Below are 22325 nucleotides of genomic sequence, written 5' to 3'. Positions count from 1 at the left end.
GAGCGATTAACTATAAATTAATTATGCTATTTTTAACAATTCATTTCCATTCAGAAAAAACGAAATGTATTTAATTTGTTAAAAACCTCGATTTTATGGTAGAACTTGCAGGAATTATAATTTTAGGAATTTTGGCGCAATGGGTTGCGTGGAAGTTTAAAATTCCAGCTATTCTCCCTTTAATATTAATCGGTCTTTTTGTGGGACCAATATCTACCCTACTTTCTGAAGATGGTTATCAGTGGATTCAGCCTATTTGGAATGGCGAGAAAGGACTTTTTCCTGGAGATGGTCTTTTTTATTTTGTATCGTTGGCAATCGGAATTATTCTTTTTGAAGGAGGTCTTACTTTGCGGCGTGGTGAAATTTCGAAAGTAGGCTCTGTAATAGGAAAACTTATAAGCATAGGCTCTGCAATAACCTTTATTGGTGCTGGAGTTGCTGCGCATTATGTTTTTGGACTGGACTGGCGTATTGCATTTCTTTTTTCTGCCCTTATAATCGTTACAGGCCCAACAGTTATAACACCAATTCTGCGAAATATCCCGCTTAAAAAAGATGTTTCTGCAGTTTTAAAATGGGAAGGTATTTTAATTGACCCTATTGGAGCATTAGTAGCTGTATTGGTTTTTGAATTTATAAGTGTGGAGGGCCACAGTGGTTTTACCAAGCAGGCGCTTATGGAGTTTGGAAAAATTATGCTAATTGGTTTTGCTTTTGGTATTTCTGGAGGGTATGCGCTATATATGGCAATTAAAAAAAGATGGGTTCCTCATTATTTATTGAATGTGGTATCACTCTCAATGGTGCTTCTTATTTTTGTTTTAAGCGACCTTTTTGCCCACGAATCCGGACTTTTATCAGTAGTGGTGATGGGAATGTTTCTTGGTAATAGCGACACTCCCAATCTTAAAGAGTTACTTTACTTTAAAGAATCATTAAGCGTTTTACTTATTTCCATCCTCTTTATTTTGCTGGCTGCAAATATTAGTCTTGAAGACTTATTGCTAGTTTATAATTTGAAAACAGCCATATTATTTGCCATAATAATATTTTTGTTAAGACCAATAGGTGTTTTCCTTAGTACTATAAATAGTTCGCTTAAAACCAACGAAAAACTTTTTATAAGCTGGGTGGGGCCAAGAGGAATTGTAGCCGCAGGTATTGCTTCACTTTTTGGAACAAAATTAGTGGCTAGCGGGGTGCCTGGTGCAGAATACATTACGCCCTTAGTTTTCGGTCTTGTACTTGTAACCGTATTACTAAACGCTACCACTGCCAGGCTTTTTGCTTCTATCGTTGGGGTCTTTCTTAAAAAATCTGAAGGAATTGTAATCATAGGTGCCTCAAAAGTATCTCGATTAATTGGCACCTATCTTCAAAAAAATAATCGTCATGTGGTGCTGGTAGATACCAACCGTTTAAATATAAATAAAGCAAAAGAATTAGGGCTAGACGCTATAAATTCCAACATATATGCAGACGATTTAACCGATAATATTGAATTAAACGATGTTGGATATTTACTTGCAATGACGGGTAGCAGCGAAATAAATAGACAAGCTATTTCTCGCTTTGGAAAAGTATTTGGTGAAAATGGAACCTTTAGGTTAATGACTCCCGAAGAATTACGCAATAGCTCACACTTACGATCTACTGAATTATTTTGCCAAACACATGATTATCTAAAATTTACGGAAGTAGCAGAAAACTATCCTTCCATACAAGAAATACCTGTAGACGGAAGCAAAGAATTTTTACAAATGCTAAAATTGTTTGGTAAAGACGATAGTGCTATTCCACTCTTTCTAAAAGGACCTGATAACTATCTTGAGCTTATTAGTGACCCAAAGGAACTAGATGTTGTTGAAGGTAGTAACTTGGTGTACATGGGAAAACCAATGGATTTTGAAGAAATTATGACTACCACACGCCCAGAAATTGAAGAGAAAGCTAAGAAATAATGTTACGATTATATCGTTTTAAGAAAAACTTCTGATGAAAAAAGGCGTCCTATTTAGTGCTATAATTTGTTGTTTATCCATTTATTCATGTAAAAAAGATGATGGCATAAGCTGTACCTCCTGCTCATCGTCTGAAACAGCAGACTTTCAGGTATGTAAAGAGCGAAATGGCAATGCATCCGTAAATGGGCAAGATACAGGAACCGAGTACAGCACCTATATTTCTGGATTAGAACAGGCTGGAGCTAGCTGTGGGGCTAAATAATAGTTAGTCGTTTAGCTTTAGTACCGCCATAAAAGCTTCTTGTGGAATCTCTACGTTTCCTACTTGGCGCATACGTTTCTTTCCTTTTTTCTGCTTTTCTAAAAGTTTACGCTTTCGCGAAATATCACCACCATAACATTTTGCGGTAACATCTTTTCGTAAGGCTTTAACAGTTTCACGGGCTATAATTTTGGCGCCGATTGCTGCCTGAATAGGAATATCAAACTGTTGTCTTGGAATTAACTGACGTAGTTTTTCACAGATTTTCTTCCCAATATCATAAGCATTATCACGGTGAAGTAAAGCAGAAAGTGCATCGACAATATTTGCATTAAGAAGCACATCTACCTTTACAAGATGCGACATACGCATCCCAATTGGCGAATAGTCAAAGGATGCATAGCCTTTTGAAACGGTTTTTAAACGATCATAAAAATCGAAAACTATTTCTGCCAATGGCATATCAAATGTAAGTTCAACTCTTTCGGTTGTCAGGTATGTTTGATTGGTTATTTCTCCTCTTTTTTCAATACAAAGTGACATAACAGAACCAACAAAATCCGATTTTGTAATGATGGTAGCTTTAATAAAAGGCTCTTCAACGCGATTAAGTTTTGAAGGCTCTGGTAAATCTGAAGGGTTGTTAACTAAAACTGGAACTTCAGGATCTTTATTGGTATAGGCGTGGTAAGAAACGTTTGGAACGGTAGTGATTACCGTCATATCAAATTCTCTTTCCAGTCTTTCTTGAATAATTTCTAAGTGAAGCATTCCTAAAAATCCACAACGGAAACCAAAACCAAGTGCTGCTGAACTTTCTGGCACAAAAACCAGGGAAGCATCATTTAATTGTAGTTTTTCCATCGAGTTTCGCAACTCTTCATAATCTTCAGTGTCTACAGGATAAATTCCGGCAAAAACCATTGGTTTTACGTCTTCAAAACCCTCAATCATATTAACAGTGGGGCTTTTTGAATCGGTAATTGTATCCCCTACTTTAACTTCTTTTGCTTCTTTAATCCCCGTAATTAAATAACCTACATCGCCTGTTTTAATTACATCTCTTGGAAATTGCTTTAACCTCAACGTTCCTACTTCATCTGCAAAATAGCTTTTTCCGGTAGCCATAAATTTTATGTGCTGCCCTTTTCGTATTTCACCATTCAGAACCCTAAAATAGGTTTCTACTCCACGGAAAGGATTGTAAACAGAGTCAAAAATTAAGGCCTGTAATGATTCGTCAGGATTGCCTTTTGGTGGTGGGACCCGCTCAATAATAGCACTCAATATTTCGTCAATACCAAGGCCTGTTTTAGCACTTGCAGGAATAACTTCTTCAGGCTTACAGCCTAGAAGATCCACAATATCATCGGTAACTTCTTCCACATTTGCAGAAGGAAGATCCACTTTATTTAGTACAGGAATGATTTCTAGATCGTTTTCAAGTGCCAAATATAAATTTGAAATAGTCTGTGCCTGTATGCTTTGTGCAGCATCAACAATTAATAAAGCGCCTTCACAAGCAGCAATGGAACGTGAAACTTCGTACGAAAAATCTACGTGACCCGGAGTATCAATTAGGTTGAGTATATATTTTTCACCTTTATACTCATAATCCATTTGGATTGCATGGCTCTTAATTGTGATGCCACGTTCGCGCTCCAAATCCATGTTATCAAGCAATTGCGCCTGTTTTTCGCGATCGGTAACAGTACCAGTGGCGTCCAAAAGACGATCTGCCAAGGTGCTTTTACCGTGGTCAATATGGGCGATAATGCAAAAATTACGTATGTTCTTCATAAAAATTCCTTCTCGTGCTAGAATTTGCAAATATATAGTAAAAGAGTGATTTTATAGTTATGATTATTTCTTTCAGAATTATTAAGTTGACTGTGTCTTAAAATTTATTTTTTAATCAACTTTTAATGAAAAATACGTTGTTTTTATTTTATAGATGTATAAGCGTGATTCGAACTTATTTTACTGATATTTATTACTTTTGCAGTTCTAAATAAAAAGAATTGCCAAAAATAGGAAACATAGTATTACCCGATTTTCCATTGCTACTCGCGCCTATGGAAGATGTAAGCGACCCACCGTTTCGCGCATTGTGCAAAGAACAAGGTGCAGATGTGGTTTTTACAGAGTTTATCTCTTCTGAAGGGCTTATTCGCGATGCCGCTAAAAGTGTGATGAAGCTCGATATTTATGAAAAAGAACGCCCCGTGGGAATTCAAATATTTGGCGCCGTTTTAGAATCAATGCTTCGCAGTGTGGAAATTGTTGAAGCCAGTGGCCCAGATATGATTGACATTAACTTTGGTTGTCCCGTAAAAAAAGTAGTTTCAAAAGGTGCCGGTGCGGGAATTTTAAAAGATATAGACCTTATGGTAAGTCTTACCGAAGCGATGGTAAAACACACCAAACTGCCAGTAACCGTAAAAACGCGTTTGGGCTGGGATCACGATTCTATTAAAATTGTTGAGGTTGCAGAACGCTTGCAAGATGTAGGTTGTCAAGCAATTTCTATACACGGACGTACGCGCGCGCAAATGTATAAAGGCGAAGCCGACTGGAGACCTATTGCAGAAGTAAAAAACAACCCGCGTATGCATATACCTGTATTTGGCAATGGCGATGTAGATACTCCCGAAAAAGCAATGGAAATGCGTGACAAATATGGTTTGGACGGCGCAATGATTGGTCGTGCCAGCATTGGGTATCCATGGTTTTTTAAAGAAGTAAAGCATTTTTTTAAAACAGGAGAACATTTACCACCACCTACCATGGAAGAACGCGTGTATGCTGCCAAACGCCACTTACAAATGGCAATAGATTGGAAAGGTGAAACCCTAGGCGTTTTTGAAACCCGCCGTCATTATACAAACTATTTTAAAGGCATCCCAAACTTTAAGGAATACCGAATGAAAATGGTAACCAGTGATGATTCTGCTTCGGTTTTTGAAGCTTTTGATGAAGTTTTGGAGACTTTTGGTGATTATGAGTTTGTTTAAGGCTGCTGAACATAGTCGAAGTATGGCGATTATGAGCTTGCTTAATTCTTGTTAATAAAAAAAACCTTCTTTGGGAGAAGAAGGTTTTTGAACTATATCGTTTATAACATTACATTTTTTCAAACCTCATATATTCATTTTCTGAATAATAGAGTTTTAAAATGTTAGCTGAAAGTTTGATATTATTTTCGTAATTGCTTGTTGTCACATTATAATTTAAATAAAGAGAATCAAAAAATAAATTACCCCAATCATTTTCGCTAACAAATGATAAATTAACATCATTAAAAATTAATAATTCCTTTGTTTTCATGAAATAATTTCCAAGAAAATCGTTTATACCAGTATAGCCTTCAAATTTATTATTTTCTTTAAAATCAATGTTTATTTCATTGGAATTTTCGAAATCATCTGCTGTCAAAATTATTCCATTAGTTTCGTTTACAAAGGCTTCAAGTTTCCAATTTCCAAATAATTTATTATTTTGAGTATCATCTTTTTCAGAACTACAGCCTAGCAATGAGGCGAAGATTATTAAAAATAGAATTGCTTTTTTCATAATGTTTGTTTTTAATGGTCAACAATAAGATTTTTGGCGGTCATGTTTCCTTGCGAATCATATATTTGTATAATATATAGACCTTCTGGAATATTAAGTGTCTCTATAGTTTTTTCGGTATTTGAATTTTCACCCGAATAATGAATATTTGAATATTGATCGTAAACTATAATATAATATGTATCTAAAGGTAAGTTAGAAAAATCCAAACTAAATTGTTCGTCTGTAGAATTAGGAATAGGGACGACACTTTCCAAGGGGGGTGCTGGAGGGGCAATATCGAATATATTGGTGGTGGTGCCACAGGAGTTTGTTAGTTCTATGCTAACGTTAACAATCCAAGGATGAACTGCACTACCGTGACCCATTCCATCAAATAAACCAAATTGATGGAGAAAACCGGTGCCTCCAGTTTTTTGCCAATTAGCATTTGTTACTTCTTGAAGCTCTGGAGCATAATTACTATTTACCAAATCTACAAACACAAATTTTTCTGGAACACTTATATCTGGGGTCAGCAAAACACTAACTAATGGTTTTCCTACCCAAACATTTATAGTTTCAGTGCCCGTTGCGTGGGTTACTTGGACAAATCCAGGTGCTCTTGTATTAGAATTATATGCTTGTGCTGTTATTGTACTTCCGTTAGTTGGCGGGCTTATTGTAATATTAGTAGATGATGTCCAGTTATATGGTGGAGCAGCATTTTGTATTGTAAATGTAGTAGCACTATTTGCACAGACCAAATTTTCTGGTGTCACGACATCAATTACTTTAAGGCCGTCTACAAATAGTGGATTTATATTATTTGGATCCAACCAATCTTTTAATCTACGTTGAGGGCTATTACCGACCCAAGAATAATTAAATTTTCCATAATCTGAGTGGGCATCTCCTGGATTGTTACAGAATTCAGTATTTCCTCCCCATAATTGCCCAATTATTCTATGATTATATGAAAACAAAGGAGATCCAGATGATCCTGGTTCGGTAACCGAATGTCCATTTTGTGTTGCAATCCAATTTATCCTCCAGCTTGCATTCGGGTTTGGATTCTGCCCTTGTGTAGGCACCATATAATGTGTAGAAATTTTTTTAAAATCGCCTCTTGGGTGATGTATACCAGCACCAGTTTGACCAGGGGTTATAGTTCTATCCCAACCATTAAAGTACACATCAATATTACTATTTAGTGGGGATTCAGTGAGCTCGAAAAGTGCAAAATCAGAATAGGGGTTATTAGCTTTAAGAGTTGCCCCAGACGTAGCATTGGGCACATAATTAAACGAATTATTGCAACTGTTACTTTCGTAATTCCAATAAAATGAATAATGCGAAGCATCAGTATTGCCATTTGCGTCCAAACTTCCTATACAATGATTGGCTGTTAAAAAATATGGCTTGAAATCAGCTTCGGTATTATTTACAAGAGAGCCTGTACAAACCCTAGAACCATTGACCAAAATCATGGCCACGCCTTTTTTCTCATCTTGCCAATTTTGCCCTTCAATGCAGTTTACATTTACTTGACAGGGCCCAGAATCACCATAACCATTTGCTGCACTTGCCAATTGACTCAACTCTATGTAACCCTGAACCACCTTATCAATTGAGAGTACAGATAAATTTTCAACATTTTTTGGCTCATAAAGTTCTAATATAATGCTTTCGTCAAACAATAAACCCGTAGTAAATTTGCTAGGATTATTGTTTGTGCCTCTGTTATTTTCTGAGGTAAACGCACCCAACATTTGGGTTTTGTCTTGAGTGTAAAGATGAAGTTTTGCACCTTCTGGTAACCAAAACTGGTCATATAGCAAATTTATTGAAACCGCTTCTGAACATGTGACCTTTAAACGCCAAATCCTGTCGTTATTAGGTAATATTGTCCAAATCCCAGAATTTGTCAGATTATAATTTACATCAACGGGCACACCAAATCTTGGAGGCAATCCATTTTGTTCATCCATAATGTCTTCAGAGGCTATCGTTGAAAGATTTAATGGGGGTAAAAATTCCTTGTTGGCATTAACAATCGCTCCATCATTTAAATTAAACACTACACTTTTAGGAGTGACCGGTATACTTTTTTGAGCAAACAAAAAACTGGTCGTTATTAACAAAAAGGCAAAAAACCATTTTCTCAAATACGAGTGAAAGGGGGGGGGAGAATTTTTACTAATAACATAAAGAATTAAAGGTTAAATTTTACACTTTCTGGGAAGCTAGGATTTTTAAAAATATAATATTATATACGATAATCCTAATAGATTAGTTAAAAAATTGATTTATTAGTGTTTTACACTATCTTTTGTTAAATAATTAAAAAGTGAAATGCCGATATCTTTAAAACTCGCCGTCATTACACCAACTATTTTAAAGGCATCCTAAACTTTAAAGATAACCGAATGAAGATGGTAACCAGTGATGATTCTGCTTCGGTTTTTGAAGCTTTTGATGCCGTTTTGAAGTTTTTTAAAGGGTATGAATTTGCTTAGTTATTAGTTTATACCTCTTCTTATAAAATTTAGCTATTTTATAAAAAAATACAGTTATTCGCATCTTTAATTTTAAGTGATTTTTTGAAAATCCTTCTTATCTTTAAAACCCTAAATTAATACGATGCAGAAACTCAAAATAGTAGAAACCCATTATATTACTCATAACGTTAAGCGCTTTGTGCTAGAAAAACCTAAGGACTTTGAGTATACACCTGGACAGTCTGCAAATATTTCTATTAATATTCCTGGCTGGGAAGAACAAATAAGGTCCTTTACTTTCACCTCACTACAGGATTGGGATTATTTAGAGTTTATTATTAAGATTTATGAAGAGCATAACGGAGTTACCTCCCAATTAGGGAAATTAAAAACGGGTGCTGAGCTCTTACTTCATAGTATAGACGGGACAATCAAATTTAAAGGCCCAGGTATATTTATAGCTGGCGGTACTGGTATTACTCCTTTTATCGCAATTTTCAGAGCACTTTTTAGTAGTGGCAACCTTCGCAATGTGGCGCTTCTATATTCAAATAAATCTAAAGACGATATTATTTTACATACAGAATTGACAGAAATGCTCGGGCCTGCTTACAAAAATGTATTTACACGCGAAGGGGTAATTGGTTTTCGTGAACGAAGAATAGATCGTAAATTTCTTATTGAAACCATTGGTGATTTTAACGCACGTTTTTATGTGTGTGGTCCAAAAATGTTTACAGAAGAAATCTGTGAAGCCTTGGTAAGTTTAGGTTCAGATCCTGAATATTTTGTGGTTTAACACACTTAAAATTTGATTATAACAAATTAAGCAAGCAGTTTTTCCCGAACCCTACTCGAAGCAATCCACGAAGCGAGAATTCCTAAAATACTTATTGTTGCAAAAACAACGATACTATTAAGGAACTCTAATTTTACGGGATATGGAAGGGAAGTAGTTATTTTAACAAACTCAAATTTTAGTTGTGCCAACACCGCAAGTATTCCTATAAAAATTCCTAAAAGGCCTCCTATAATGGTCATTAAGGTTCCTTGTAAAAAAAAGATGCGACGAATTTCCTTAAGCGAAGCACCCATATTATAAAGTGTTTTAATATTTTTTCGCTTGTCTAGAATCATCATAATTATAGAACCAATCACGTTGAAAAGCGCAATAATTAACACCAAAGTGAAGATTAAGTAAACTGCAATGTTTTCGGTATTCAGCATTTTATAAAGCGCATCATTTTGCTGAATTCTATTCTTGAGAAGAATTTCTTTAGGAAATATTTTTTCAATTTCACTACGCACTTTTTCTTCGGAAGTATTTGGTTGTAGCTTTATTTCTATGGAAGAAATTTTTGAACTATCTAAAGAAAGTAAGTTTCTTGCGAAGGCTAGGTCAGCAAAAACGTATTTAGCATCCAAATCCTCATTTACCTGATATACTCCAGAAACAACCACGTTTTCTTTAACAAAAGCACTTGAAGGATCCAGTGTATTAAGTTGTCCAGATCCAGGTTTTGGCACGTAAATTTCCAATAAATCTGTATAATCATTTACGCCAATAGATAATTTTGCAATTGTGGAAAGACCAATAACTACTTGGTGTTCCGAAGGGTATAACCACTCACCAAAATACATGATGCTATCAAGTTGTGTTACTTTTCCATAAAGAGAATCAACACCTTTAATATATGCAATATGATTTTTTCCTCTATAATGTAAAAAAACACGCTCCTCAATTATTTCTGAAAAGTGTTCAATCCCTTCAATTTGTTTTAACTCTAGTTTTTGAGCTTCCGAAAAAGCGATTGTTTTTCCACTTTTAGGAAGAATTTTAAGGTCGCTGTCAAATTCAGTTGTAAACTGAAGACTAAAATCTTTTAAACCAGAAAACCCTGAAAGCACTATAAACAATGACATTGCGCCCACAACTACACCAACTGCTGCAATGCCAGTAATGATATTGATGGCATTATTGCTACTTTTTGAAAACAAATAACGCTTAGCGATGTAGAGCGAGAAGTTCAATTTATGATTTTTTTCTTTTCGGAAGTAAATCGGGATCTTTCAATGGGTTTTCTTCACCTTTTACAGCTTTGTCAATTTTTTCTATATACTCTAAGGAATCATCATTATAAAATGATAATTCGGGCATTTTTCGTAATTGATTTTTTGTAAGCTGCGCAATTTGATGTTTAATATTGGGCTTAATCTTATTAAGTTCTTTTACAATTGCTTCAGCTTTATCAGCTGGAAAAACGCTTACATAAACCTTTGCAATGGAAAGATCAGTGGTTACACCCACTTTGCTTACTGAAATAATAATCCCCATTTGTCCTGCTTCACGAAGCATATTCTGGAGTACCTTTGCAAGGTCATTTTGCAAAACGCCTGCTATTTTTTTTTGTCTGTTACTTTCTACCATATTGCAAAAATAGGACAATAAACGGTACAGAATGTTAATGAAGCTGCAAGCTTGTTTAAAATTTATAGAATTAAGTTTGTATTTTTGATGCTTTTAAGAGGTATTTATGGAGAAAATTGAACATATAGGGATTGCAGTAAAAAATATTGTTGAAGCAAATAAAGTATACGAAGCTTTATTAGGAAGCGCTCCTTATAAAAGTGAAAAAGTAGCAAAAGAAGGAGTTGAAACTTCCTTTTTTCGCTGTGGTGAAAGCAAAATAGAACTTTTAGAAGCTACTAACCCTGACAGTCCCATTGCTAAATTTATTGCCAAACGTGGGGAAGGAATCCATCATATAGCTTTTGCAGTAAAAGATATAAATGCTGAAATGGAACGACTTAAAAAAGAAGGCTTTATTTTGCTAAATGATATTCCTAAAAAAGGGGCTGATAATAAGCTGGTAGCATTTCTTCACCCAAAGTCTGCTAATGGGGTTTTGGTAGAACTTTGTCAAGAAATTGAGAATAACTGAAAATTGTTTTGCTGTATTTGTAAAGTGTTTTACATTTGCACTCCGAAATATTTCTTTGGATAGCTAATTTTATTCAAAATAGAAATAAAGAGATAATTGAAATTTTGAATTTTATAACGGTCCCATAGCTCAGCTGGTTAGAGCACCTGACTCATAATCAGGGGGTCCATGGTTCGAGCCCATGTGGGACCACTTTTTATTTTCACTTCACTTTAAATGTTTAGCGGAAAGAATTTGCTAGACGTACGAGTATTAACACTACTTGTTCAGAAAAATTCGTAATAACCATATTTTTTTTCTTTCATTAATTTTAGTATATTATACTAGATAAAATACCTGGCTATAAATGTTAAAAATTTATGAAATATTTATAAATTACGCCTTAAAGGTTATGTTTAAGTTAAAAAAAGCTTAATTAACACTGCACAATTTAATTTTTACATAAATATTTGAAATAAATCATATTTTTGCCCTTTCAAATTCAGCGTTATATCGATAATACTTAAAAATGAAATTAATTATTTACAATATTATAGTAGTGGTTGTTCAAGCTACATCAGATAATTCTGGGCCACCACCACCACCAGATCAAAATAGGCCGCCTTTAGTGCCGATTGATGATAATTTGTGGGTAATTCTTGTAATCGGGCTTGTTTTTGGAGTTTATATCGCTTATAAAAAAATGCAAGCTATACATAAGGCTGCATAAGGTTTTTTACGTATTTTCCTATTATATCAAACTCTAAATTAACTTCAGTTTGGGGTTTAATTTCTTTAAAGTTTGTATTTTCAAAAGTATACGGAATTATTGCTACACTAAATCTGCCTTTTTGAGAATTTACTACGGTTAGGCTAACCCCATTTACTGTAATAGAACCTTTTTCAACGGTGCTAAAATCTGCGTTTTTATATGTAAAAGTAAAAACCCAACTGCCATTTGCTTCTGCAACACTTTCGCAAATAGCCGTCCCATCCACGTGGCCTTGCACTATATGCCCGTCTAGCCTATCGCCAAGTTGCATGGCTCTTTCCAAATTCACCAATTCTCCTTTTCTAAGAGACCTCAAAGTTGTCTTGTCTAAAGTTTCTTTAATAGCAGTAACCACATAGGTGTTTTCATTTATTTCCACGACAGTTAAACAAACCCCATTGTGTGAAACGCTTTGATCTATTTTAAGCTCTTGTGCTAGCGGGCTCTTTATTTTTATATGAAGATTTTCGCTCTCTGCTGTAAGTTGGTCTATTTCACCAACGGTTTCAATAATTCCTGTAAACATTGTAGTATTTGGTTACATTTGTACTGCAAAAGTAACAATTAAAAAAGCCAAACATAATGAGCAGAGCGGATAAAATAGTGGTAGGGATTTCCATCGGTGATATCAATGGGATTGGAAGCGAGATAATTTTAAAAACATTTGAGGATTCACGAATGTTAGAGTTTTGCACCCCTGTTATTTTTGCTTCGGTAAAGTTGATGTCTTTTTTTAAGAAACATTTTGAAACCGATATCAATTTCCATGGGATTGACAAAATAGAGGATGTTGTTCCAAAGAAAATAAATGTATTAAATGTTTGGAAGGAGCATGTTGATGTTAAATTCGGAGAAGAAAATAAAACAGGTGGCGAATTTGCCATAAAATCACTAAAAGAAGCAGTTGCTGCTTTAAAAGATAATAAAATTGATGCTTTGGTAACTGCGCCCATCAATAAATCAAACATACAATCCGAAAGTTTTAATTTTCCAGGCCACACAGATTATTTAGCACAAGAGCTTAAAGGTGAAAGTTTGATGCTTCTTGTTTCAGAAGATTTGCGAGTTGGGTTATTAACAGATCACGTAGCGGTAAAGGATGTTGTTAAAAACATAACTAGAGAGCGTATCGATAAAAAAATAAATATCATTTACCGTACATTAATTGAAGACTTCGGAATTGAAAAACCAAAAATTGCTGTTTTGGGTATAAACCCTCATACTGGTGATAATGGTGTAATTGGTGATGAGGATGACACCATTTTGCGCCCAGCCTTAGATAATATTCGTAAAAATGGCAAAATAGTTTTGGGGCCTTATGCTGCAGATAGTTTTTTTGGATCGGGAAATTATAAAAACTTTGATGCGATAATTGCCTCCTATCACGATCAAGGATTAATACCCTTTAAAACCTTGGCTTTTGGTAAAGGCGTAAATTTTACTGCGGGTCTAAATCGCATTAGGACCTCCCCAGATCACGGAACGGCATTTGATCTAGCTGGAAAAAATACCGCCAATTTTGAATCCTTTCGCGAAGCCGTTTTTACCGCTGTTTCTATATTTGAAACACGTGAAGGTTATGCTGAAATATCAAAAAATCCCATGCAAACAACCCGAAAAAGAAGCTACTCAAAAAAGAAATAAAAAAACTAATTGCTTATCAAATAATTTTTTATCTTTGCACCCGCCTTATCCGTAAGGTAAAGGTCTTAAATAGGTGTGAAAATGAAGGATTTGAAAGAGTTTACAATCCCTTTCGTAGGGCTTAAATTAGGAAAACACCAGTTTAATTTTGAATTAAAAAAAGCGTTCTTTGAGCATTTTGAGTATGACGAATTTAATGACGCTGCCATTAATCTCGACGTACTGCTGGAAAAAATGAGTACCTTGCTTGAATTTACATTAACCTATAAGGGAAGTGTGAATGTAGCTTGCGACACCACAAACGAACCATTTGATCAAGAGATATCAGGGGAGTATACATTTGTAGTGAAATTTGGTGAGGAATATAATGACGAAAATGAAGATTTACTCATTTTGCCTCACGGAAGTTATGAAGTGAATATTCAGCAATACATATATGAATCTATTGTGCTGGCCATGCCATCACGAAGAATTCATCCAGGAGTTATAGATGGCACTTTAAAAAGTGATATACTTGATAAACTTGAAGAATTAAGTCTAAAAGCACCCAACGATATTGTTGAGCCTGAAGATGATAAAACAGATCCCCGATGGGATTCATTAAAAAAACTATTAACGGATAAATAATAAATAGCAATGGCACATCCAAAGAGAAAAATCTCGAAAACAAGAAGAGATAAGAGAAGAACGCATTACAAAGCTACTGCCCCTACAATTGCAATAGACCCAACAACAGGTGAGTCACACCTTTTCCACAGAGCACATTGGCACGAAGGAAAAATGTATTATCGTGGTCAAGTTGTTATTGATGCAACTGAGCAAGTAGAAGCATAATATATTTTATATAATACTAAACTCTCACAGCAACGTGAGGGTTTTTTTGTTTTTTAACTTTGCAAAAAGTCAAAAACAACATATTAATTGCCGAATTTCAAGTAAAATTTAGTAATTTTCACTCTTTTTAAAAGATTTTTGGTCTTTTTTGTGAATTCTAATTCAGCTTTATGAATACTATCACGGCAGCTATTACCGCTGTAGGGAGCTACGTTCCAGATTACGTTCTCTCCAACAAAGTTTTGGAAACAATGGTCGATACCAATGACGAATGGATCACCAGCAGAACTGGAATTAAGGAACGGAGAATATTAAAGGATAAAGATAAAGGGACTTCTTATCTTGCTATCCAAGCAGCAAACGACCTCCTCAAAAAAAGTAATACAGACCCTTCCGAAATAGATTTGGTTATCATGGCAACCGCAACGCCAGATATGCCAGTCGCAACAACGGGAGTGTATGTAGCCACACAAATTGGTGCAGTAAATGCTTTTTCGTATGATTTGGTTGCCGCTTGCTCCAGCTTTCTTTTTGGAATGTCAACCGCAGCACGTTATATTGAATCAGGAAAATATAAAAAGGTGCTTTTAATAGGTGCCGATAAAATGTCTTCAATAATTGATTACACAGACAGAACCACATGTATTATTTTTGGTGATGGTGCAGGTGCAGTATTATTTGAGCCCAATACAGAAGGGCTTGGTGTAACGGATGAATATTTGCGTACCGACGGAATAGGAAGACCATTTTTAAAGATTGACGCAGGAGGGTCATTATTGCCAGCATCTGCAGAAACTGTAGCAAACAAACAACATTACGTTTTTCAAGAAGGGAAAACAGTGTTTAAATTTGCCGTTTCAAATATGGCAGATGTCTGTGAAAAAGTAATGAAGCGAAACAATTTGTCTGATGATGATGTAAATTGGCTCGTTCCACATCAAGCCAATAAAAGAATTATTGATGCTGCAGCTTCGCGTATGAAGTTGCCAGAAGATAAAGTAATGATAAACATACATAAATATGGCAATACAACTTCTGCAACCTTACCATTATGTTTAGCCGACTATGAAAAACAACTTAAAAAAGGAGATAATTTAATTTTTGCTTCCTTTGGAGGAGGTTTTACTTGGGGCGCCGTTTATTTGAAATGGGCCTACAATTCAAAATAAATATTACCAACAAAAAAAAAGACAAAACCCAAATATTATGGATTTAAAGGACATTCAAAATTTAATCAAGTTCGTGGCAAAAAGTGGTGCTAGCGAAGTTAAACTTGAAACTGAAGACATAAAGATTACAATAAAAACTGGATCTGAAGAAGGTAAAGGCGAAACCACGTATATTCAACAGATACCTACTATGGCGCAACCGCAAATGCAAATGCAGCCACAAACAGCAGCAGCACCTCAAAGTACTGAAGCAGCAGACGCAGCCCCTGCAACCGATTCTAACTTTATCACTATAAAATCGCCAATTATTGGTACTTTTTATAGAAAACCATCACCAGACAAACCTGTTTTTGTTGAAGTAGGAAGTACAATTGGTACAGGAGATGTACTTTGTGTAATTGAAGCAATGAAACTTTTCAATGAAATAGAAAGTGAAGTTTCTGGAAAAATCGTGAAAGTTTTGGTGGACGATTCTTCTCCCGTAGAATTTGACCAACCATTGTTTTTAGTAGATCCATCATAGTATAAACCCCAATTATCAAATCTCAAAATCCAACTACTGGACTTTGAAATTTGCTATTTGATATTTTCAGAAAATTATGTTTAAAAAAATATTGATTGCAAATAGGGGCGAAATTGCATTGCGAATAATCCGCACCTGTAGAGAGATGGGCGTTAAAACTGTAGCTGTATATTCAAAAGCAGATGAGGAAAGTTTGCACGTTCGTTTTGCTGATGAAGCAGTATGTATTGGGCCAGCTCCTAGTAATTTAAGCTATTTAAAAATGTCTAATATTATCGCTGCTGCGGAAATTACCAATGCAGACGCGATACATCCTGGCTATGGATTTCTTTCAGAAAATTCTAAATTTTCAAAAATCTGCCAAGAGCACGGAATAAAATTCATTGGCGCTTCTCCAGAAATGATTGATCGTATGGGTGATAAAGCCTCTGCAAAAGCAACCATGAAAGCAGCTGGAGTGCCTACAGTTCCAGGAAGTGAAGGTATTATTGAATCCTATGAAAAATGTGAAATACTTGCAGAAGAAGTAGGCTATCCAGTAATGCTAAAAGCGACCGCAGGTGGGGGTGGAAAAGGTATGCGTGCTGTTTGGAAAAAAGACGAACTTAAAAAAGCTTGGGAAAGCGCGCGCCAAGAAGCATCCGCTGCCTTCGGAAATGACGGAATGTATATGGAAAAGCTTATTGAAGAGCCTCGCCATATAGAAATACAAATTATCGGTGATAGTACCGGTAGAGCCTGCCATTTAAGTGAACGTGATTGCTCAATACAAAGACGTCACCAAAAACTTACTGAAGAAACTCCTAGCCCATTTATGACGAAAAAACTTCGTACAGATATGGGGAATGCAGCCGTAAAAGCAGCAGAGTTTATAAAATACGAAGGTGCTGGAACCATAGAATTTTTGGTAGATAAACACCGAAATTTCTACTTTATGGAAATGAATACCCGTATTCAAGTAGAACATCCAATTACCGAACAGGTTATTGATTATGATCTTATTCGCGAACAAATTTTGGTTGCAGCTGGAATTCCAATTTCTGGAAAAAACTATACCCCACAATTGCACTCTATTGAATGTAGAATAAACGCCGAAGATCCATACAATGATTTCCGTCCTTCCCCTGGAAAGATAACCGTATTACATGCGCCAGGAGGCCACGGAATTCGTTTAGATACTCATGTGTATGCAGGCTATACTATTCCTCCAAACTACGATTCTATGATTGCAAAGCTTATAACAACCGCACAAACGCGTGAGGAAGCAATAAACAAAATGAAGCGTGCACTGGATGAATTTGTAATTGAAGGCATAAAAACAACCATTCCATTTCACCGTCAATTGATGGACGAGCCTGATTATGTGGCTGGAAACTATACAACGGCATTTATGAATACATTTCATATGAATGAACCGGAAGAAGAATAAATAAAAAGTGGCAGTATCCCGTTTTCTTTTTTAAAAAAGAAAACAGCTATAATATAAAACTGACACTAAATACTTTTTAACGAGCATCAAATTTCAAAATATTTTATTGGAATTTGATGCTTTTTTTATTCCAAAAATTTAAGAAGTAGTTTTCCTCCCTATATTTGTTTTTAAATAATGAGGAAATGAATCTTTCATTCTGGGAAAATAAAACGTGGTTTTCAGCTATAGATTTTGCAATTATTGGAAGTGGAATCGTTGGGTTAAACTGCGCCCTTTCACTTCGGGAAAAACACCCTAAAAGTAAAATTGTAGTTTTTGAACGCGGAATCCTTCCAAGTGGAGCGAGTACTAAAAATGCTGGTTTTGCTTGCTTTGGAAGTATTTCTGAAATTTTAGAAGATCTTAAAAATCATTCGGAAGAAGAGGTTGTTCAGCTTGTGAAAAATAGAGTAGCAGGATTGCAATTATTGCGAAACACCCTAGGCGATACGCAGCTAGATTACCAAGAACATGGAGGGTATGAACTTTTTACAAATGAAGACACTGAGCTTTTTGAAACGTGTAGTTTAAAACTTAAAACCGTAAATGAACTGTTGAAACCAATTTTTAATACCGATGTTTTTTCAGAAAAAGGGAATGATTTCGGGTTTAAAAACATTCAGTCTAACTTAATTTACAACAAATTTGAAGGTCAAATAGACACTGGAAAAATGATGCTTGGCTTGCTTAAAAAAGCTTCAAAAGAGAATATTTTAATTTTAAATTCTTCTGAAATTTCTACTATTTCAGACAATGGCACTTCAGTTTCAATACAATTTAATTCTTCGGCTGGACTTCGACAAGCGCAGTCTGACATCGTAGTAAAAAAAGTTTTTATAGCTACTAATGGCTTTGCAAAACAATTTTTAAAGGAGGATATAAAACCCGCTAGAGCACAAGTATTAGTTACAAAACCAATTGAAAACTTAAAAATAAAAGGTACTTTTCACCTTGATAAAGGGTATTATTATTTTAGAAATATCGAAAACAGAATCCTCTTTGGAGGTGGTAGAAATCTTGATTTTAAAAAGGAAGAAACTACTGATATGGAATTAACGCAACTGATTCAAAACAAGCTAGAGGAACTACTTAAAACGGTAATTTTACCAGATCAACCCTTTGAAGTTGCACACCGTTGGAGCGGGATTATGGGATTAGGAAAACAAAAGAAACCTATTATAAAAGCTGTTTCAAAAAATGTGTTTTGTGGTGTAAGACTTGGTGGAATGGGCGTTGCTATTGGTAGTTCCATCGGGAAACAATTAGCTTCTTTATATGATTAAAAAATTTATAAAATTTCTCTTCAAACTTTTTTTGTGGTTCCTGGGGCTTTCAGTTTTATGGGTGCTTATCTATAAATTTGTTCCTGTTCCATACACTCCATTAATGGCTATTCGAACCATTGAAGGGGACGAAAAATATGAAACCCGCCACGATTGGGTTCCTATTGAAGCAATTTCACCCTATCTGCAATTAGCAGTTATCTGTGCAGAGGATCAAACTTTTTTAAGTCATAGTGGTTTTGATCGTGAAGCCATAGAAAAGGCATTTGAAAGCAATGAAAAAGGTAAAAAACTACGTGGGGGAAGTACTATTTCGCAACAAACGGCAAAAAATGCTTTTTTGTGGCCAGAAAGAAGTTGGTTTAGAAAAGGAATGGAAGCATATTTTACAGTACTTATTGAAACCCTTTGGAGTAAAGAGCGGATATTGGAGGTATATTTAAATAGTATTGAAATGGGAAATGGCGTTTTTGGTGCTGAGGCTGCTTCACAATATTGGTTTCATAAGCCTGCAAATAAGCTAAACACTGAAAATGCTGCTGCAATTGCTGCTATTTTACCAAGTCCACAGCGGTATAAAGCCAACCCTGCTAGCGCATATGTAGCGCGAAGGACCCAATGGATTGTTCGCCAAATGCGTTATTACGGCCCATTTACATTAGAAGAGAAACCAAAAGAAGCTAAAACAAAAAAGAAAAAATGACCGTAGTAGAAATTAAATCTGAATTGCTACAACACTGCCAAAAGCAGGTTGATAATCGGTTTTCTAGAATTAAGCAGACAATTGCAGATATTGAAGAATCCCTTTTGGAAGAATCTAAAAGTAGCAGTGGCGACAAACACGAAACGGGGCGTGCTATGCTTCAAATAGAACGTGAAAATGCTGGAAAACAATTGCAAGAAATAGAAAAAATAATTCCCTTACTAAAAAAAATTGAAGTGGCAGCTACTTCAGATTATGCACGTTTGGGCAGTTTAATTTATACAGATAAATTCACCTATTTCATAAGCTTATCCATAGGCACTGTTCCCCTAGGAAAGAAGGACTATCTCTGTGTTGCCTTAAACTCACCCGTTGGATTACTTTTATCTGGAAAACGAAAAGGTGAAGAATTTAATTTGAATGGTTCGAGTTATAAAATTACGAGTGTAAAGTAATACAACGTATTAAAAGTGTGCTTCTTTAACCAATTTTGGCATTTTTTCACTCATTGCAAGCAGCCATTTTAATTGTTCATGAACTAAATGTGCTTCTTCAATCTTTGAATGAAATTCTGCTAACTCTTCTTTTGTTTTGTCAGCTTTTGAAAAGAAGATGTTTGTTTCAAAAGTGTCGTTAAGTATCGATTCTGAGTCGATATTTTCTTCGTTTATTTCGGTAGTACTTTTTATTAATATAGCTTCTGAAGCCAATAGGTTTTGATTAATTTTTTTTGAAACTTTATTAAAATTTTTGGATGCTGGTGTTGTTGGGTTGTTCAGTATAAAAGTACTGAGCGATGCTAAAGAAGATAAAAAAGTATGGTTTAAAACCGCAATTTCATATATCTTATCTAAATTTTTCTGCTTTGATTTTGGTTCCTGTGTCATTCTTTGAAAAGCCGAACTAAGATCGGACATTGCTAAAAAAGCTTGCTTTCGTGCTACTTTATACTCAGACGAGAGACTTCCTTTGGTGTTATAAAAACCGACGATTTCTTTTAGATAAATCCTGTTCGATTTAATAGTCTCCATCAATGTATTTTGAATTCCTTGAATTTCCCATGCGGGCCACAGTAATAAATTTCCAAGAGTTGCAAGCCCTGCACCAATTAAAGTATCCATAACACGAAACTGGATTACATTAAAAATATCGGGTCTTAAAAGCGCATAAATAAAAACGACACTCAAGGTAATAAAAGTGGCGGCGGCTTTATAATTTCGTTGCACCATCGAAAAAGCAATTACCAAAGTAACAATTGCCAAAATACCATACACGGTTTCATTTTGCGTAATTAAAACAATTGCTACTGCTAGGCCCCCACCGATTAAAGTACCGATAGTTCTTTCTATAGATCGTGTTTTTGTAAGTCCAAAGGTGGGGCGCATAATAACAATTAAGGTAAGCAAAATCCAATATGGATTTTGAACCGAAAAAAGCATCCCAACACCATAACCAATCATTGTCATTACACCAAGACGCAACGAATGTTTAAAAATAGGGGAGCGGAGATTAAAATTTTCAAACAAGATATTTAAGTCGTACTTCTGCTTTGTTAAAAACCTTTTTGAGTCTTCTTTTTTGAGCATGGATATTTCACGCTGTGCAGGGTTTTTTAGTAACCATTCTATTTTTTCTATTTTCTTAACTTGCTCTTTTTGGTATTTAAAAAGGTTTTTAAGCATTACTAAATTTTCGTCAAAGCCTTCTGTTGATCTTGATTTATAAAGTGCGATCTCTTGATTTATTTTTTCTTGAAACTCATTAATCTTACCGCTTTTTCGAAGTTTTTTTGGGGTGGAAATAGTTATTGCAATTGCATTTAATCTACTCGCCATTGCAAAAAGTAAGTTTTGAAAATCTTTTAATTGTTCAGGATTTTTTTTGAAAAGTTCATCCGTTTTAGAATAGTTTACTGGGTTTGCCATTGCCAATTCTAGCATGTCTACCAATTGCACAAAAATGAGCAACCGTTTTCCTTCGTAATTAGATTTTCCAGAAACTGTTCTAGAGCTTATTAAAATATCGCGAAGGGTTTCGTGTGTTGCCGTAAGCTCAGTTTGTATGTTCAATAAAGTTTTAAGAAGTTCTGTTCTATCTTTACTTTCAGCTACAAGTTCGCCACGAATTTTTAAATAATCTGCAGTTAATTTCAGTGTTCTTGAAAGGTAATATTCTGTGGGAGCTTTTGGAAAAATTGAATGTCGAAGTAGTGAAAGCAAGGCGTACCAAAGCCCTCCAATTCCAATAAGCAACATTCTTTCATAGGGTTGCATTCCGCTAGAAATATTCGAAAAACTTAAAACCAATGCTAAAAGTCCCGAAAAACTAATAAGCGACGCCCGAAATCCATAAATGGCGATGTAAGAAATACTGAACATCATAATTCCCAATATGGGAAATAGTAACCAGAGTGAAACATGAAGATAGCCGCCAATTAAACTTACAAGCATTGCCAAGAGTGTGGCGAGTAAAACACCTGTAATTTTATGGCGAATACTACCGCTTACGTCACTGGGGGAAGCGAGCAAGGCACCAACGCTAACGGTTATTCCAACTGAAAGTACATTGAGTTTTACGCCAATAATTATTGGAATTGTAAGTGCAATCCCCAAAAGTATTGCTTTTGAAAAATCGGTGCTTTTAAAGTATTCCGTTAGGTCTTTAAATGTTGTTGCGATGCTAATTTTTGAAGGTTTCACTAGAATGCATTTCTATAGCTGCAA

At 35.2% G+C, this 22325-nt stretch carries 22 protein-coding genes, 1 tRNA gene and 1 pseudogene; 17 read left to right on the top strand and 7 right to left on the bottom strand.

Annotated features, from left to right (window positions below; translation table 11 throughout):
• Positions 1 to 95 precede the first annotated feature (95 nt).
• Together ABJ955_RS05500 and ABJ955_RS05495 are read left to right on the top strand one after the other, a co-directional pair.
• Complete coding sequence (locus ABJ955_RS05500; RefSeq protein WP_347373595.1) at positions 96 to 1964, top strand: sodium:proton antiporter; 1869 nt, start codon at positions 96 to 98, stop codon at positions 1962 to 1964.
• 34 nt (positions 1965 to 1998) lie between these two features.
• A complete protein-coding gene (locus ABJ955_RS05495; RefSeq protein WP_347373594.1) occupies positions 1999 to 2229 on the top strand; it encodes a hypothetical protein in 231 nt (76 codons plus the stop codon).
• Between the two features lie 3 nt (positions 2230 to 2232).
• On the opposite strand, the gene lepA is transcribed toward ABJ955_RS05495, so the two are convergent.
• Entirely contained in the window at positions 2233 to 4029 is a 1797-nt protein-coding gene (gene lepA, locus ABJ955_RS05490; RefSeq protein ID WP_347373593.1) for a translation elongation factor 4, read from the bottom strand.
• A 221-nt stretch (positions 4030 to 4250) separates the two neighbouring features.
• On the opposite strand from lepA, the gene dusB reads away from it, so the two are divergent.
• A complete protein-coding gene (gene dusB / locus ABJ955_RS05485) occupies positions 4251 to 5243 on the top strand; it encodes a tRNA dihydrouridine synthase DusB (RefSeq protein ID WP_347373592.1) in 993 nt (330 codons plus the stop codon).
• A 109-nt stretch (positions 5244 to 5352) separates the two neighbouring features.
• On the opposite strand, the gene ABJ955_RS05480 is transcribed toward dusB, so the two are convergent.
• Positions 5353 to 5802 (bottom strand): hypothetical protein, encoded by a 450-nt coding sequence (locus tag ABJ955_RS05480; protein ID WP_347373591.1) that lies wholly within the window; start codon positions 5800 to 5802, stop codon positions 5353 to 5355.
• An 11-nt stretch (positions 5803 to 5813) separates the two neighbouring features.
• Positions 5814 to 7862 (bottom strand): trypsin-like peptidase domain-containing protein, encoded by a 2049-nt coding sequence (locus ABJ955_RS05475; protein ID WP_347373590.1) that lies wholly within the window; start codon positions 7860 to 7862, stop codon positions 5814 to 5816.
• 282 nt (positions 7863 to 8144) lie between these two features.
• Here ABJ955_RS05475 and ABJ955_RS05470 point away from each other — a divergent pair.
• Both ABJ955_RS05470 and ABJ955_RS05465 read left to right on the top strand, forming a co-directional pair.
• Positions 8145 to 8300: pseudogene (locus ABJ955_RS05470) on the top strand (tRNA dihydrouridine synthase DusB); the annotation flags it as partial.
• Between the two features lie 124 nt (positions 8301 to 8424).
• Complete coding sequence (locus ABJ955_RS05465) at positions 8425 to 9081, top strand: FAD-binding oxidoreductase (RefSeq protein ID WP_347373589.1); 657 nt, start codon at positions 8425 to 8427, stop codon at positions 9079 to 9081.
• 26 nt (positions 9082 to 9107) lie between these two features.
• On the opposite strand, the gene ABJ955_RS05460 is transcribed toward ABJ955_RS05465, so the two are convergent.
• Complete coding sequence (locus ABJ955_RS05460) at positions 9108 to 10313, bottom strand: FtsX-like permease family protein (RefSeq protein WP_347373588.1); 1206 nt, start codon at positions 10311 to 10313, stop codon at positions 9108 to 9110.
• A gap of 1 nt (position 10314) precedes the next feature.
• On the bottom strand, positions 10315 to 10710 hold the full coding sequence (rbfA, locus tag ABJ955_RS05455; RefSeq protein WP_347373587.1) for a 30S ribosome-binding factor RbfA: 396 nt from the start codon (positions 10708 to 10710) through the stop codon (positions 10315 to 10317).
• 106 nt (positions 10711 to 10816) lie between these two features.
• Here rbfA and mce point away from each other — a divergent pair, with 106 nt between their 5' ends.
• From mce to ABJ955_RS05440, 3 genes are all read left to right on the top strand, one after another.
• A complete protein-coding gene (mce, locus tag ABJ955_RS05450) occupies positions 10817 to 11224 on the top strand; it encodes a methylmalonyl-CoA epimerase (protein ID WP_347373586.1) in 408 nt (135 codons plus the stop codon).
• A 118-nt stretch (positions 11225 to 11342) separates the two neighbouring features.
• A tRNA-Ile gene (locus ABJ955_RS05445) sits at positions 11343 to 11416 on the top strand.
• A 316-nt stretch (positions 11417 to 11732) separates the two neighbouring features.
• Positions 11733 to 11933: a hypothetical protein gene (locus ABJ955_RS05440; protein WP_347373585.1), complete on the top strand. Its 201-nt coding sequence runs from the start codon at positions 11733 to 11735 to the stop codon at positions 11931 to 11933.
• Here ABJ955_RS05440 and ABJ955_RS05435 read toward each other — a convergent pair.
• Positions 11914 to 12501 carry a riboflavin synthase gene (locus tag ABJ955_RS05435; protein ID WP_347373584.1) on the bottom strand — a complete coding sequence of 196 codons (588 nt, stop codon included), beginning with the start codon at positions 12499 to 12501 and terminating at the stop codon, positions 11914 to 11916. The genes ABJ955_RS05440 and ABJ955_RS05435 overlap by 20 nt on opposite strands.
• A 56-nt stretch (positions 12502 to 12557) precedes the next feature.
• Between ABJ955_RS05435 and pdxA the strand changes: the two genes are divergently transcribed.
• The 9 genes from pdxA (at position 12558) to ABJ955_RS05390 (ending at position 20057) form a co-directional block, all read left to right on the top strand.
• Complete coding sequence (gene pdxA / locus ABJ955_RS05430) at positions 12558 to 13619, top strand: 4-hydroxythreonine-4-phosphate dehydrogenase PdxA (RefSeq protein ID WP_347373583.1); 1062 nt, start codon at positions 12558 to 12560, stop codon at positions 13617 to 13619.
• Between the two features lie 81 nt (positions 13620 to 13700).
• Positions 13701 to 14246, top strand: coding sequence for a DUF177 domain-containing protein (locus ABJ955_RS05425; RefSeq protein ID WP_347373582.1), 546 nt, complete (start codon positions 13701 to 13703; stop codon positions 14244 to 14246).
• Positions 14247 to 14255: 9 nt separating this feature from the next.
• Positions 14256 to 14453: a 50S ribosomal protein L32 gene (gene rpmF / locus ABJ955_RS05420; protein WP_111815263.1), complete on the top strand. Its 198-nt coding sequence runs from the start codon at positions 14256 to 14258 to the stop codon at positions 14451 to 14453.
• Between the two features lie 170 nt (positions 14454 to 14623).
• Positions 14624 to 15622 carry a beta-ketoacyl-ACP synthase III gene (locus ABJ955_RS05415; RefSeq protein WP_347373581.1) on the top strand — a complete coding sequence of 333 codons (999 nt, stop codon included), beginning with the start codon at positions 14624 to 14626 and terminating at the stop codon, positions 15620 to 15622.
• 37 nt (positions 15623 to 15659) lie between these two features.
• Positions 15660 to 16145, top strand: a complete 486-nt coding sequence (gene accB / locus ABJ955_RS05410) for an acetyl-CoA carboxylase biotin carboxyl carrier protein (protein WP_347373580.1) — start codon at positions 15660 to 15662, stop codon at positions 16143 to 16145.
• A gap of 76 nt (positions 16146 to 16221) precedes the next feature.
• Positions 16222 to 17574 carry an acetyl-CoA carboxylase biotin carboxylase subunit gene (gene accC / locus ABJ955_RS05405; RefSeq protein ID WP_347373579.1) on the top strand — a complete coding sequence of 451 codons (1353 nt, stop codon included), beginning with the start codon at positions 16222 to 16224 and terminating at the stop codon, positions 17572 to 17574.
• Between the two features lie 185 nt (positions 17575 to 17759).
• Positions 17760 to 18899, top strand: coding sequence for an FAD-dependent oxidoreductase (locus ABJ955_RS05400; RefSeq protein WP_347373578.1), 1140 nt, complete (start codon positions 17760 to 17762; stop codon positions 18897 to 18899).
• Entirely contained in the window at positions 18892 to 19602 is a 711-nt protein-coding gene (gene mtgA / locus ABJ955_RS05395) for a monofunctional biosynthetic peptidoglycan transglycosylase (protein ID WP_347373577.1), read from the top strand. Before ABJ955_RS05400 ends, mtgA begins: the two co-directional genes overlap by 8 nt.
• A complete protein-coding gene (locus tag ABJ955_RS05390; protein ID WP_347373576.1) occupies positions 19599 to 20057 on the top strand; it encodes a 3-oxoacyl-ACP synthase in 459 nt (152 codons plus the stop codon). The genes mtgA and ABJ955_RS05390 overlap by 4 nt, the downstream gene beginning before the upstream one ends.
• A 9-nt stretch (positions 20058 to 20066) precedes the next feature.
• On the opposite strand, the gene ABJ955_RS05385 is transcribed toward ABJ955_RS05390, so the two are convergent.
• Complete coding sequence (locus ABJ955_RS05385) at positions 20067 to 22301, bottom strand: FUSC family membrane protein (RefSeq protein ID WP_347373575.1); 2235 nt, start codon at positions 22299 to 22301, stop codon at positions 20067 to 20069.
• Positions 22302 to 22325 lie beyond the last annotated feature (24 nt).

Origin of the sequence: Aequorivita sp. Q41 (assembly GCF_039831855.1) — a bacterium.
Taxonomy (GTDB): Bacteria; Bacteroidota; Bacteroidia; order Flavobacteriales; family Flavobacteriaceae; genus Aequorivita.
Note: the sequence above shows the minus strand (reverse complement) of the source record. Positions and strands in the feature narration are given on the sequence as shown.